Annotated in this window: 12 protein-coding genes and 2 pseudogenes; 9 read left to right on the top strand and 5 right to left on the bottom strand. The window is 64.4% G+C overall.

Annotated elements, in window-relative coordinates:
* Positions 1-5: 5 nt before the first annotated feature.
* Together FE811_RS03415 and FE811_RS03410 are read left to right on the top strand one after the other, a co-directional pair.
* Positions 6-1,397, top strand: coding sequence for a conjugal transfer protein TraH (locus FE811_RS03415; protein ID WP_140846638.1), 1,392 nt, complete (start codon positions 6-8; stop codon positions 1,395-1,397).
* A gap of 1 nt (position 1,398) precedes the next feature.
* Positions 1,399-4,836, top strand: a complete 3,438-nt coding sequence (locus FE811_RS03410; RefSeq protein WP_140846636.1) for a conjugal transfer protein TraG N-terminal domain-containing protein — start codon at positions 1,399-1,401, stop codon at positions 4,834-4,836.
* A 9-nt stretch (positions 4,837-4,845) separates the two neighbouring features.
* Here the strand turns inward: FE811_RS03410 and FE811_RS03405 are convergent, their stop codons facing one another.
* Positions 4,846-5,142 (bottom strand): hypothetical protein, encoded by a 297-nt coding sequence (locus FE811_RS03405; protein WP_140846634.1) that lies wholly within the window; start codon positions 5,140-5,142, stop codon positions 4,846-4,848.
* Positions 5,143-5,506: 364 nt separating this feature from the next.
* Here FE811_RS03405 and FE811_RS03400 point away from each other — a divergent pair, with 364 nt between their 5' ends.
* The 4 genes from FE811_RS03400 to FE811_RS28130 all read left to right on the top strand — a co-directional run bounded on the left by FE811_RS03400 (position 5,507) and on the right by FE811_RS28130 (position 7,285).
* On the top strand, positions 5,507-5,812 hold the full coding sequence (locus tag FE811_RS03400; RefSeq protein WP_140846632.1) for a hypothetical protein: 306 nt from the start codon (positions 5,507-5,509) through the stop codon (positions 5,810-5,812).
* A complete protein-coding gene (locus FE811_RS03395) occupies positions 5,809-6,102 on the top strand; it encodes a PIN domain-containing protein (protein WP_255469618.1) in 294 nt (97 codons plus the stop codon). The genes FE811_RS03400 and FE811_RS03395 overlap by 4 nt, the downstream gene beginning before the upstream one ends.
* Positions 5,984-6,241: a PIN domain-containing protein gene (locus tag FE811_RS28135; RefSeq protein ID WP_255469617.1), complete on the top strand. Its 258-nt coding sequence runs from the start codon at positions 5,984-5,986 to the stop codon at positions 6,239-6,241. Before FE811_RS03395 ends, FE811_RS28135 begins: the two co-directional genes overlap by 119 nt.
* Before the next feature lie 813 nt (positions 6,242-7,054).
* Complete coding sequence (locus FE811_RS28130) at positions 7,055-7,285, top strand: hypothetical protein (protein ID WP_255469616.1); 231 nt, start codon at positions 7,055-7,057, stop codon at positions 7,283-7,285.
* A gap of 124 nt (positions 7,286-7,409) precedes the next feature.
* On the opposite strand, the pseudogene FE811_RS03385 reads toward FE811_RS28130, so the two are convergent.
* From FE811_RS03385 to FE811_RS03370, 4 genes and pseudogenes are all read right to left on the bottom strand, one after another.
* Positions 7,410-7,616: pseudogene (locus FE811_RS03385) on the bottom strand (transposase); the annotation flags it as partial.
* A 106-nt stretch (positions 7,617-7,722) separates the two neighbouring features.
* Entirely contained in the window at positions 7,723-9,348 is a 1,626-nt protein-coding gene (locus tag FE811_RS03380) for an AMP-binding protein (RefSeq protein ID WP_140846628.1), read from the bottom strand.
* A 77-nt stretch (positions 9,349-9,425) separates the two neighbouring features.
* Positions 9,426-10,808: an enoyl-CoA hydratase-related protein gene (locus FE811_RS03375; protein WP_140846626.1), complete on the bottom strand. Its 1,383-nt coding sequence runs from the start codon at positions 10,806-10,808 to the stop codon at positions 9,426-9,428.
* A 122-nt stretch (positions 10,809-10,930) separates the two neighbouring features.
* On the bottom strand, positions 10,931-11,416 hold the full coding sequence (locus tag FE811_RS03370) for a MaoC family dehydratase (RefSeq protein ID WP_140846624.1): 486 nt from the start codon (positions 11,414-11,416) through the stop codon (positions 10,931-10,933).
* A gap of 160 nt (positions 11,417-11,576) precedes the next feature.
* Here FE811_RS03370 and FE811_RS03365 point away from each other — a divergent pair, with 160 nt between their 5' ends.
* The 3 genes and pseudogenes from FE811_RS03365 to FE811_RS03355 all read left to right on the top strand — a co-directional run.
* The gene (locus FE811_RS03365) at positions 11,577-12,338 is read left to right on the top strand and encodes an enoyl-CoA hydratase/isomerase family protein (RefSeq protein ID WP_181180807.1); all 762 of its coding nucleotides are present in this window, start codon (positions 11,577-11,579) and stop codon (positions 12,336-12,338) included.
* A gap of 66 nt (positions 12,339-12,404) precedes the next feature.
* Positions 12,405-13,163, top strand: coding sequence for an electron transfer flavoprotein subunit beta/FixA family protein (locus tag FE811_RS03360; protein WP_140846617.1), 759 nt, complete (start codon positions 12,405-12,407; stop codon positions 13,161-13,163).
* A pseudogene (locus tag FE811_RS03355) lies at positions 13,163-13,646 on the top strand (electron transfer flavoprotein subunit alpha/FixB family protein); the annotation flags it as partial. The gene FE811_RS03360 and the pseudogene FE811_RS03355, both read left to right, overlap by 1 nt.

The raw sequence follows: 13,646 nt of genomic DNA, 5'->3' as shown, positions 1-13,646 counted from the left end.
GCCCCATGTTTCGCAAACTCGCCGCCGCCTTTGCCCTGGTCGCCGGCCTCGCCGCTGCCCCGGAGCCCCTGGTGGCGCAGAGCCTTGGCGACGACCTGCGCGATTTCTGGGAACGCACCGGCGGCGGCATCAATGTCACCCGCCCGCAGGCCTATCAGGGCCAGATGGGCGGCTATGTCACCCTCGGCTCGCTCTATGTCCGCACCCGGCCGCGCAATGCCTCGATGATGCATGTTCAACTGCCCTCGGTGCGCGCCGGCTGCGGCGGCATCGACATTTTCGGGGGCTCCTTCAGCTTCATCAGCCGCGACGAGATGATCTACCTGATGGAGGCGATCATGCAGAACGCCGCCTCCTTCGCTTTCGAGCTGGCCCTCGAAAGCCTCTCGCCCGCCGTTGCCGAACAGGTCTCGAAGCTGCGCGACCTGCTCCAGGAGGTGAACGCGATGAACATCAATTCCTGCGAGGCCGGGCAGATGCTCTCGGGCTCGCTCTGGCCGAAGATGGACGGTGCCTCCCAGCATATCTGCCAGACCGTCGGCGGCATGAACGGCAAGTTCGCCGATGCCGTGGCGCGCCGGCATGGCTGCGGCACCGGCGGCCAGCAGAACGAGACCCTGCGCGAAGCCGAGGGCGAACTGGCCGACCAGGTGCCGATCGACATCAACTATGCCTGGCGCGCGGTCAGGAAGAACGGCTTTCTCGCCTCCAATCCGGCCATCGGCGAGGTCTTCATGTCGATGACCGGCACGATCATCACCACCGGCGCGGCCGACGACAACGAAGGGCCGCGTCACCGCACCATCGCACCGCGCGCCTTCACACCGGAAATGCTGCTCGCCCTGGTCGATGGCGGCACGGTCCCGATCCTCAGATGCGACGAACGCGAGCGCTGCCTCAATCCGGTCTGGGCGGATGTCACGCTGCCCCGCGATCAGGCGTATTTCGCGCGGGTCGAAACCGTGGTGCGCGGCATCTCGGACGCGATCCGCGACGACACCGCGCTGACCGAGGAGATGATCGGCATCATCGGCCTGACCTCGGCGCCGGTCTACGAGACGCTGAAGACGGCGCGCGCCTATAAATACCAGTTCGTCGACGACGAGATCGCGCTGCTGTCGGAGCTCGTCGCAGTCGAACTGGCCATGCTCTACATGAACGAGACGCTCTCCGAGATGAGCCGGGCCGCCTCGAATATCGACACCTTCGGCGACATCGTCCGCGAATTCCAGGAGACCATCCGCCAGACCCAGAACGGTTTCGGCACCCTGCGCCGCCAGGCCGCCGAGAAATACAACGACGCGCTGGCGGCGATCGAGAAGCTGCAGCTGCACAAGGCGCTGCTCAGCGCCGGCTCCTCCACGAAATTCGCCTCGATGATGGGGCAGGGCGGCTGAGATGCGGTGGGAGATCTATACCACCGGTGGCGGCTATTACCTCTACGACATCTTCAACATGCTTGGGGCCTATACCGGTTCGGGCAATTTCCACAATCTGCTGCAGATCGGGATCATGATCGGCATCGCCTGGATAACGCTGCAACTCGCCTTCGGCGGCAGCCTCGGCGGCGCCATGAAATACGTCCTCACCATGGTGCTGGTGATGCTCTTCACCCTCGGGCCGAAGTCGAGTGTCGTCATCATCGACCGCACCTCGGGAACCATTCCCATCTACGGCATCGTCGACAACGTCCCGACGCCGGTGGCGATGCTCGGCCATTACACCTCGGCGGTGAGCTATTTCCTGACCGGCCAGATGGAGACGCTGATGTCGACGCCGACGGATCTGAGCTATCAGAGGAACGGCATCCTCTTCGGTTCGACCCTGATGGCGCAGGCGGCGAACTGGCGCGCGGTCAGCCCGCTGATTCACGAGAACCTGGTGAACTTCATGCAGCAATGCGCGATCGACGCCAGCAATCTCGGCCATATAGATCTGGAACTGCTGGCCACGGCCGGCGATCTCGAAAGCTTCATCACCGCCAATATGCCGGCCTCGCTGGCCTATTACGACGTCGTGCAGGGCGAGACCCGCACCTGTTCCTCGGGATGGGCGGATGTGCGCGCATCAGTCACGGCCGAGGTCAATGCCGTGCTACAGCAGAAGGCGGCGGGCATGTTCCAGGGCGCCAATGCCACCGGGCCGGCCAATGTCTCGCGCCTGCAGGGCACGCTCGCGGCCTTCCAGTCGATGATGGCCATGTCCTCGGCCTCCGCGGTCCATACGGTCCACCAAGCCATGCTGGTCAACGCCATGGACGATGGGCTGATGCGCTTCATCGCCACTTCCGGCAATTCGGCGGCGATGGACATCTACCAGGTCGCCCGTGCCGATATCCAGACCCGCTCCTCCTATGCCGGTATCGGCGCCAATGCCGCGAAATGGGTGCCGCTGCTGAAGATCGTCTTCGAGTCTCTCTATTACGCCGCCTTCCCGATGGCGGTCCTGATGATGATGACGCCGCTCGCCCTGCCGGTCATCAAGGGCTATCTCGGCGGCTTCGTCTGGATCGCCGCCTGGGAGCCTCTTTCGGCCATCCTGCATTCCATCGTCATCAAGGCCTCGACCGGATTTTACCGCGAGGCGGGTGCCGTGACATCGGACGGCTCGGTGAGCGACGTGGTCCTGTCCTGGGCGAACCATTTCGGGATCCGGGCGGTCGAGCAGGATGTGGGCACCGTCGCCGGTTTCCTGATGATGAGCGTGCCCTTCCTGGCGACCGCGATCATGTTCGGGGCCGGGCGCATGGTCGGCATGGCAACCTCGATGCTCAACGTGAGCCAGGGCGCGGCAATCGAGACCGGGCGCGAGGCCGCCACCGGCGCCATCGGCCTCGGCAATATGTCGATGAACAATTATGCCGCCAACAAGATGAACATGTCCGCGGTGGCCGATGTCGGCCGCGAGACCTTCGCCGCCCCCAACGGTGCCATGCTGACTCGCAATCACGACGGCAGCCATTCCTGGGCCGGCGGCACCGCGGTTTCGTCAGGCGCGATGAATGTGCAGGCGAGCCAGGCGGTGCGGGCGGAGATCTCGCGCCGGGCCGAGGAATCGCGCACGGCCGCCAGCAGTACCGCGGCAGAGCTTTCGGAGTTCATCTCGAACAGCGCCAGCGAACTCACGGCCTTCGGCCGCAGCGTCAGCGAAGGGACCATGGCCTCGAGTTCCGGCACCAGCGATATCAGCCTGCAGAACAGCCGCCAGGTTCGCGACGCCTATAACCGGGTCGAGGATTTCGCGACCCGGCATGGAATATCGACGGAACTGGCCATGCAGGCGGCGCTGGCCGGCTCATTGGGGGTGGGTGGGAAGCACAGGGGGGTGACCGGCAATCTTACCCTGACAGGAGAAAGCCGGCTTTCTGGAAAAAGCAACGAGGAGTTTGCCGAAGTCGTGCGGCTTGCCCACGACGAGGGCTTATCCCGCGACGCCCAGCACATCTTCACCACCCGCAACTCTCTCGGCACTACCGAGAGCAGCGGCACCCAGACTTCGGCCAGCGAGGACAAGCGCCTCAGCCTCGACGAGGGGAAACGCCTCGCGGAAAGCTATATCCGCCGGCTCGACGAGGCGGAGAACTATGCCGAGGCTGAGGCCCGCATGGAAAGCGCCGGCGTCTCCATGGACGCCAATCTCAACCAGATGGTCGGGCGGGAGCTGATGAATCGCGGCATGTCTCCGCTCGATGTCGGCGCCATCTTCAATCCGCAGACGCCGGAGCAGGTCGGTACCAGCCGCTCCGTCGTCGACAGCGTCGTAGAGGGCGTCGTGGACGACATACTGCCAGGGCTACCTGCCGATCCCACTGCCGGCGCGAATCTCGGCGTTGATCGCGATGCCTATCGCATTCCGCCAGCGCGCGAGGCCACCTTCGCCGACGGCGCGGCGTCGGTCTCCGTCTCGTTGGAAGGGATGCGCTCTGCTGCAGGAGATGCAGCCGATTTCAATCGGGAACATGTTCGCGGTGAAGGCACCGACAGTTTCATCGCCTTCGAGGAACGCTGGCAGGCGGGGAATCAGACGAATGCGGCTGCGGAGGAACGCCATCGCGGTAATATGGACCGCAGCATCGGCGGCGCCATGGCAGGGCGGATCTTCGGCTGGCTCGATGTCGATGAGCGCGAGGGCGCGGCGTTGATGCGCGCCCATCCCGAGGCCTGGACCTCGCCCGGCGCCGCCTACGACTACTATGCCGCCCATCCCGAAAAGTATCAGGAGATCACCGGCCGCCCTTTCGTTGAAGGCGGTGCCGCGCAGGTGCCGCCGGAATCAACATCGGGAACGTCTGGTAGCTCGCCATCTCCTGATGGTCCCCCGGCCGGAGATCGGCGCACCAGCGCGGCGCAAGCCGCACCGCTTCTGGCCAAGCCCATCTCGCTGAAGGAACGGGACATCGCCGTGCGCACGGTCCTTGGCGAGGCGGCGGGTGAGAGCAATGCTGGCATGGCCGCCGTCGCCCTTGTTCTGCGCAACCGCGCCGACGATCACCGCTTCCCCGATACAGTGGGCGCGGTCAGCACGCAGCCGCGCCAGTTCTCGGCCTGGAACGCAGACGGTAGCGGCAACGACCTGGTGTCGAAATACGGTCCCGGCTCAGCGCAGTATGAGCGCGCGGCCTATATCGTCGATGTGGTCATCGCCGGGTTGGTCCCGGATTTCACCGAGGGCGCGACCCATTACTATTCCCCTGCCGGCATGCGGGCGCTGGTCGATGCTGGCTATCAGAAGAACCTGATCCCCTCCTGGCTCGACCGCGAAAGCGCCAGCCGCGACGCGCCGCCCGTGCGGATTGGCGGACACGTCTTCACGGGACAGGTGAAGGATGACGGGTAGTGCCGAATACTAGCTATTCCACCGGCTATGATACTCAGAAGTCCCCGGTTGCATCGAGCGCTCTTCGGAGGAGTCGATGCTGAACAGGGCTAGATCATCGTGGTGGCTGCCGCTTCGGTGCGGCATTTCAACTCCCTCTGCGCCACCAGACACCGTCTCAGGGAAGCACGCAAGAATGGCCCCAAAGGTCGCAAAACCGCCGACGACCAGGAACGCGACGTTCACCACAACACCAGCGATCAGGAACAGCACCGCGACAGCAAGGAACGTTCCGGCCAGACCCGGACGGGCGACCGGTAGGCCCAAAGCGACCGTCATTGCGGGGCGACGCGCAACGTCGCCGAGGGGGCGTGTCGCACCGCGGAGCTGAGGGATCCGATTTGCTTCAGTATGTGCCTTCATGGGTCGCAGTCTCGCATCAAAAGGCGAACGGGTCCAGCGGAGAGCGGCTTTGGTCGTGGCTTGGCGGCACGGCTCTGTCCAGCGCCATCTGTCGGCTAGCCGCATCCTGAACTCCGTATTGACGCACTTGCAAGCCCCAGGAGTTGACGGAGCGTTTACGAAGAGAAGCGTTGCTTTGGGACTCGACGGCTCTATGGGTGATCACTGACATCCCTTGTTTGGAAGGGCTTCATCGGCTATATATCAGGATATAAAACGGAGCCCCGCTATGAGCAATGCCGCACAGAAGAGAGCGATCGAGAATTACCGGGTACGGCTGACACAGCGCGGTTTCAAGCGTTTCGAGGTTCTTGCGCTGGAATCCGACCGCGAGTTGATCCGGTCGCTTGCCCGTCAACTGGCGGAGGAGGGGCCGAAAGCGGAGCAGGCGCGGGCTGCGGTCAAGGCAGCTCTCGTTGCAGATGAGCCGCCAAAATCCGATGGTATCCTGTCCGCGCTTCGCCGGTCGCCCCTGGTCGGCGCGGATCTCGATCTGTCTCGCTCGCGCGAGGAAGGGCGCCGGGTCGATCTGTGACGCGCTTTCTTCTCGACACCAACATCATCAGCAATGTCGTCAAGCCGCAGCCATCCGAAGCGCTGCTGGCTTGGTGGGCGCAACAGCGCGACGAAGACCTGTTTATCTCTGCCTTGACCATCGCCGAGATCCGGCGTGGCATCTTGGAGAAACCGCGGGGGAAAAAGCGCGATGCGCTTGACATCTGGTTCTCGGGGCCGGAGGGGCCGCAAGAGCTGTTCGCTGTTCGCTGTTCGCATTCTGCCGTTCGACGACAAGGCGGGGCTGATCTGGGCGCGACTGATGGCTGACGGCAGGGCAGCCGGCCGGCCGCGCACTGCGCTCGACATGATCATCGCGGCCGTTGCCGGAGCGAACGATTGTGTGGTCGTCACGGACAATGAGAAAGACTTCGTCGGGCTCGAGATCATCAATCCTCTGAATGGGTGAGGCTGATGCCTCGAGTGCTCGGGAGAGCGTCATGGGTGAAACTCAGATCGAGTCGCCGGATGCCCCCAGGGATAGTAACAAAAGCCAATTACGTTACATAAATCGGATTATCGGTTATGATTCAATCTTAAGGGTGTTGTTGTTATCGAACAACTGAAATAATGGCCATTCGGGCCCCTTTTTTGACCATTCTACAACCAATTATTGACCATTGCCGTAGCCGGCATGATCAAAATGATTTGATATCAATGCATTGATGGAATCCTTTCGGGTGGCGTCAGAGGCCACGCTCCGTCATCAGGCCTTGAACCCGGCCCGTCGGCCCGCGGCCCGGCAAGGTCGCCACCATCCCATCCGGAGCGATGGAACGGCCTGCGGGCCGCCGGATCTCCAGAGTTTCCTCACCACCACGTTTCCGCCGGAAAGCGCCGCTTTTCCGAACGGCCGAGCCATGTCTCGAAGGCCGACGCGATGTCGCAACATGAAACCAGCCCGGACCATGCCGGCTCTGCGCAGAGCGGATTTCCGGTGCAAGACGCCCTGGCACGATCACCGCCCTGCCCTGTCCGCATTCACGCCCACGCCCGCTGAGCCGAACATCAGTACTCCTCCATCCTGTCGGGATTGCCCAGCCGGTTTTTCCGGCCGCCGGCCTCATTTTGCCAAAAGGAATCCCCATGTCCCCAATCCCTTTCATAGAAATCCGCTTCATGCGACATCTGCGCAAGCTGCGCTGCAAGAGGATTCCTCCGGACCTTCTGGCCCCGGCCCGACGAGATCGACACGCCCGGCAAGATCCCGGGCGCGGATCTGATGGGTATCATCAGGTTCAGCGATGACGACGCCGCCCGCATCAAGCGTCGGGTCAAGCGGATCCTGGAATGTCGCAAGGCTGCAAGCGGTCTCGAGCATCTGAAGCGCGATGACCGCGAGCGGCTTGAGGTGCTGGAGGACGGCGCCCGGCTGATCTTCGTTCCGAGCGAGCATCACTGCGACATTGTCGAGACCGGCAACGAGAGCTGGCGCTTCAAGACCAGGGAATAATCGAAACCCTGCTGACCCGATACGGCTGCGCTGTGGGGAGGCTATACCGCATCGGGCCAGCTACCCCTCCGCCAAGCAGGGGGTTATTTTTGGGCTCTGACTGAAAGTTGGTGCAATTCCGAGTTCATGCAGGGGCGACGAGCCTTGCCCTGAGCAGATCGGTGTTGGCACGGCCATACATTTGCCGTTTGAGCGTCTTTAGCCGATTGATCTGCCCCTCTGTCTGTCCGTTCGACCAAGGTTCGCGCAACGCGGCGGCAACGGCAGAAAAGTCGCTGCGGAGGCCACGTGCGAAGGAGGCGATCATACTGTCTTCCGCCTCGTCGACCCAGCCAAGGCATCATCCGCGGCAAACCGCACAGGACGACGTCCCCAGACAAGAATGGGCGATGGGGGCCGGGCGGCGCGGTTGGCCCCTGCCATCGCTCCTTCACGGATCACGGCTTCAGCATGTCGCGCAGCAGGAATTTCTGGATCTTGCCGCTGGGCGTCCGGGGCATCGCTTCGATGATCTCGACCCGTTCGGGCCAGTATTGCTTGGCGACCTTCTTCTCGTCCATCCAGAGACGCAGATCGTCCAGCGATACCGTGGCACCGTCCTTTGCTGTCAGGAAGGCGCAGGCCCGCTCACCCAGGCGCTCGTCAGGATAGCCGACCAGCGCGGCGGTGGTGATGGAAGGATGCTCGACCAGCAGGTTCTCGATCTCGACCACCGGGATGTTCTCGCCGCCGCGGATGATGACATCCTTGGTCCGCCCGGCGATGCGGATGTAATCGCTGGAATCGTCCTCGGGCAGGAAATAGGCTAGGTCGCCCGTGTCCATCCAGCCTTCGGCGTCAAAGGTTTCCTCGGGCGGGATGCCCAGGTAGCCGATATGGACCTGCGCGCCGCGCACCAACAGGCGCCCGCGTTCACCCACGGCAAGGGCGTTGCCCGAATCGTCGACGACCTTCACCTCCATCCCGGCCACCGGCCGCCCGTCCGAGGTCGAGGACAGCTGCCCCGCCCGCTCGGGTTCCGTCATGGTCGAGGCGAGCGTTTCGGTCATCCCCCAGACCGAGGTCACGGTCGTGCCCAGCACCTCGCTGGCCTGGCGCACCAGCACCGGGGGAATCGGCGCGCCGGCGCACAGGAACAGCCGCAGGGTTTCGGGATACGGGGCGCCGGCCTGAACCTCGCGCACCAGATCGGCCAGGAACGGCGTGGCGCCGCCGCTGAAGGTGATCTTGTATTCCTCGATCAGTTCCAGCGCATGGCGGCCGTTCCAGCTTTCCTGCAGGACCATCGTTGTGCGATTGTAAAGCGCAAGGAACACCCCCGCAGCCGTGCCCAGCATGTGGCCGACCGGAGAGCCGACCAGAATCACGTCATCATTGGTCAGATGACCGCGTTCGGTCATGTTGCAACCGGCATTTACAATGCTGTTGACAGTATGCTGCACGCCTTTGGGCGAGCCGGTGGTGCCGGAGGTATACATCAGCATCGAGGGCTCGCCCGGATCGGTGGCCGGCGGCGTGCCGGCGGGCGCCAGATCCACCCGCTCATCCGAATCGAGCAGCGCATCGAAACTGTCGGGGCCGGTGCCGTTCGCCACGACCACATGTTCAAGATGGTCCAGTTCGTCGCGAAGCAGGCGGGCGGTGCCGACCAGATCCAGCGACCCGAAACCTTCGGGCACAATGAATACCTTGCAGCGCGCAAAGGCCAGCATGAAGCGCAGTTCGCGTTCGCGGAAGATCGGCATCAAGGGGTTGCTGATCGCGCCCAGCCGCTGCGTCGCCAGCACCGCCACCACGAATTCCCACCAGTTGGGCATCTGCAACGCCACCACGTCGCCCTTACCCACGCCCAGCTTGCGCAACCCGCCGGCCGCGCGGGCGACCCGATCCTCAAGCTCTGCAAAGGTCAGCTTGACGACCCCTGAGGCGCGATCGTTGACGACCGCCAGCTTGCCGGGGTGATCCTGCAGCGCCTGACGCAGGAAATCGTCGTAGTGCTGGTCCGTCCAATGGCCCCGCTCGCGTAGCGCACGCCGATGAGTATCAAGGTCGAATTTGGTCATGTGTCATCCTCCCATGGATTGGCGGATCGCCCCTCCATCCGGGGCGATGTCTCAGAAAGCGGCTGGATACTGTCGTTTCAGTCTGCGATTAGGGCGATCAGGCGTCGGACGCCATCGCTGCCGATGGAATCGTAAAGGGCAAAAGGGCCGCCCAGATAGGCCGGGAAACTCGCCGCGTTGATGCTGTGGAAATCGGCCGCCCGGCGGCTGTCGGCGTCCAGCTCCCTGCCGTTTTCCAATGCCGCCACGACCGCAGCGCCGAGCAATGCGCCCGCAATGATCTGGTCCTGCCCTTGCGGCGCGTCGATCCAGGTCCCGGTCGCGGCAATGCCTTGATGCTCTCCCAGCACCTCGGCCGGAACCGGACGGGCCTGGCCGTCCGTCGGGACCGCGGCGGTCAGTCGCGCCCAGCTGGCCGCGCTTTCGACCGCCTGCCGCTCGAAACGGGCGGCGACATCGGCCCAGGCCCTGGTGATGGCGGCAGCGATGGCGTCATAGGCCTTGGGTAGGGCATCCGCCTTGCGCTGCTTTTGCCAGATCTGCTTGCCCAGAAACAGGCTCGAGATCATGTCGCGCGGCTCGGGCCGCTTGATGAGATCGGCAAAGATGTCGATTTCCTTGCTGACCGCGGCATCCATCGCCAGTGGCATGCCGAATTCGACGCAATCGAGAATGGCCGTGACCGCCGGGTAGTGCCCCCCCGTCTCCTCTTCTCGGGCGTGGCGCAACGCGGCCAGCCGGGCGCCGACCTCGGCGGCCGAGGGAATGACGTAATCGTCCCGGTCCCAGGGTTGCTGCGGCTGGGGATTGCTCCTGATCCACTCCACGCAGGCGGCGATTTCCTGCCCGGCGGGAACCACGCGATGCGCGACCCCGGCGGCGACCGCATCGGCGGGCGTGAAGCGCGCCGCGTCGAGCAGCACCGGCATGGCCGCCTCAATGCCGACAAGACGCGGCATGCGTTGCGTGCCGCCGCCCCCGGGCAGCAGGCCGACCAGCGATTCGGGCAGCCCCAGCGCGGTCGAAGGCGTGTCGGCCAAGACGCGGTAATGCCCGGCCAGCGCGAATTCGCAGCCGCCGCCAAGCGCCAGCCCGTTGATCGCGAAGGCCACGGGCACGCCCGCGGTTTCCAGCTTGCGAAACGAGCGGCCGATGGGTGCGAAATGATCGCGGCCGATCTGCCAGCGCGCGCTTTCTGGGGCGGCAATGATCATCGCATAGGCCTGCGCCAACTCGCCCAGATCTGCCCCGGCACAGAAGGCGCTGCTTTTGCCCGAGGAGACCACCAACCCTTTCAGCCCACTGGTCTTCAGCCAGTCGGCCACGGCCTCGGATTCGTGGATGGCGCGGTTCGAGAAGACGTTCATGGTCCGGCCGGGCATGTCGAAGATCAGGTGGCCGATGCCGTCCTCGATCAGTTCATAGCGGAACTCCAAGAGTTCCGGCGGTTGCGTCGTCATGTCCTGTCCTCCCCAGCAGATATGGATGCCGGCCCCAATTTAGTTCACATAAATATAATGCACATGCATACCTAATGCGTCAATTCCCTTTTGCCGGTTCGGCACCAGATATGCGGGCAATGTCACCTCAGGTTCGGATTCCGCAGGAAAATGCCGGTTGCGACGGTGCTGTAGACGGCTGTGCCGTCCTGATTCTCGCCCTCCATCCGAAACGAGACGATTCCCCGGTCCGGCTTCGACTGCGAAATCCGGGCCGAAAGCACGGTCACGCGCAGCCACAGCTTGTCGCCGGGCCGCACCGGATGCAGCCAGCGCAATTCGTCGCAGCCAGGCGCCGCCAGTCCCGCGCGCGACGGCAGGAAGCCGTCGACAAGCAGCCGCATCATCAACGCGGCCGTCATCCAGCCCGAGGCGATGACGCCGCCATGCGGCCCTGCCGCGGCGGCTTGCGGGTCGATGTGGAACGACTGCGGATCGTAGCGGCGCGCGAAGGCGATGATCTCCTGCTCGCTCACCTCGACAGGGCCGAACCGATAGATGTCGCCCGGGCAGTAATGCTCGAACCAGCGATCTGCGGCGGGGATCTCGAAACTCGTTTTCGGCGTCATGCGACCTGCTCTCTCGCGGCCAAGGGACGCCGCGTCAATTAAGTTGCTAGTTTACGATATGGTTGCATATTTATTTTACCCGATCTAATGTCATCCATGCAACATAGCTCAGGCGTCGGAGGAGAGCATGGAGTTTCGCGGGCAATCTGTCAGGATGACCATGGAGGACGGGCTTGCCCGGGTGGCGCTTTGCCAGCCTGAACGCGGCAATCCGATCGACGCGACCCTGGGCGCCGAACTGCTCGAACTGTCGGGCATGCTCTTTACCGCCCCGCAGGTTCGCGCCGTGCTGATGACAGCCGAAGGCCGCTTCTTTTCCGTCGGCGGCGATCTGAACAGCTTCAAGGATCGCATCGACGAACTGCCCCGGCTGATTCTCGACTGGACCTCGGACTTTCACACGGCACTCATCCGGCTGCGCCGCATGGATGCTCCCGTCGTCTGCGCGGTCGAAGGCGGGGTCGCCGGCGGTGCGGTTTCCATGATGGCCTTCGCCGATGTGATCCACGCCGCCGACTCGGTCAAGTTCACCGCCGCCTTCCCCGCCATCGGCTTTTGCGCCGACAGCGGCACCACTGTCTCGCTGTCGGAACGAATGGGCATCGCCAGGGCCCGCCGCTTCATCCTGTGCAACGAAACGATCACCGCGACCGAGGCCCGCGACGCAGGGCTGGTCGATCACCTGCATCCGCTTGCCGAGGTCCGCGCCGCGGCTGAGGCGACGGCGATGCGCCTGGCCCAGGGGCCGACGCGCGCCTATGGCATGATCAAGCGCAGCTTCTCGGGCGCGCTTGGCCGCAGCCTCGACGAGCAACTGGAGTTGGAGGCGCAATCGCTGTCGCAGGTCGCCGGCTTCGCGGACGCGCGCGAGGGGATCGAGTCTTTCGTGCAGAAGCGCAAGCCGGGCTTCACCGGCAGATAGCCGCACCGTCGGCTGGCGATTGGAATCAATGCCCGCCGTGCCGGGCGATACTAAGGAGGAGCAACCATGAAGATCCTCGTGCCAGTGAAGCGCGTGATCGACTACAACGTGAAGGCCCGCGTGAAGGCGGACGGGTCTGGCGTTGATCTTGCGAATGTGAAGATGTCGATGAACCCGTTCGACGAGATCGCGGTCGAGGAGGCGATCCGTCTGAAGGAGAAGGGCCAGGCCGAGGAGGTGATCGCCGTCAGCATCGGCGTCAAGCAGGCGGCCGAGACGCTGCGCACCGCGCTCGCCATGGGCGCCGACCGCGCCATCCTGGTCGTGGCCGCGGACGACGTGCAGCAGGACATCGAGCCGCTGGCGGTGGCGAAGATCCTCGCCGCGGTGGCCAAGGCCGAAGGCACCGAACTCATCATCGCCGGCAAGCAGGCCATCGACAACGACATGAACGCCACCGGCCAGATGCTGGCGGCGCTCTTGGGCTGGGCGCAGGCGACCTTCGCCTCGAAAGTCGAGATCGAGGACGGCAAGGCCAAGGTCACCCGCGAGGTCGATGGCGGCCTCCAGACCATCGCGGTCAGCCTGCCGGCGGTGGTCACCGCCGACCTGCGCCTGAACGAGCCGCGCTATGCGAGCCTGCCGAACATCATGAAGGCGAAGAAGAAGCCCTTGGAGGAAAAGACCGCCGCCGACTACGGCGTCGAGGTCGCGCCGCGGCTGGAGGTGGTCTCGGTGCGCGAGCCCGAGGGCCGCAAGGCCGGCATCAAGGTGGGCTCGGTCGATGAGCTGGTCGGCAAGCTGAAAGAAGCGGGGGTGATCTGATGGCTGTTCTGCTGCTTGGGGAAGTGACGAACGGGGTGCTGAACCGCGACGCGACGGCGAAGGCGGTGCAGGCGGTCAAGGCGCTTGGCGAGNCTGCGGGCGAGGAGGCGGCGAAGATCGCCGGCGTCGCCAAGGTTCTGGTGGCGGAAGACGCGCTCTACGGCCACCGCCTGGCCGAGCCGACGGCGGCGCTGATCGTGGGCCTTGCCGGCGATTACGACCACATCGCCGCGCCTGCGACGACGGATGCCAAGAACGTGATGCCGCGCGTCGCGGCGCTTCTGGACGTGATGGTGCTGTCGGACGTCTCGGCGGTGATCGACGCGGACACGTTCGAGCGGCCGATCTATGCCGGCAACGCCATCCAGGTGGTGCGCTCGAAGGACGCCAGGAAGGTCTTCACCATCCGCACGGCGAGCTTCGACGCGGCGGGGATCGGCGGTTCGGCCACCGTTTCCGAGACCGCCGCCGCCGCCGATCCCG

This window comes from Paracoccus sp. FO-3 (genome assembly GCF_006386455.1).
GTDB classification, from domain to species: Bacteria; Pseudomonadota; Alphaproteobacteria; order Rhodobacterales; family Rhodobacteraceae; genus Paracoccus; species Paracoccus versutus.
Note: the sequence above shows the minus strand (reverse complement) of the source record. Positions and strands in the feature narration are given on the sequence as shown.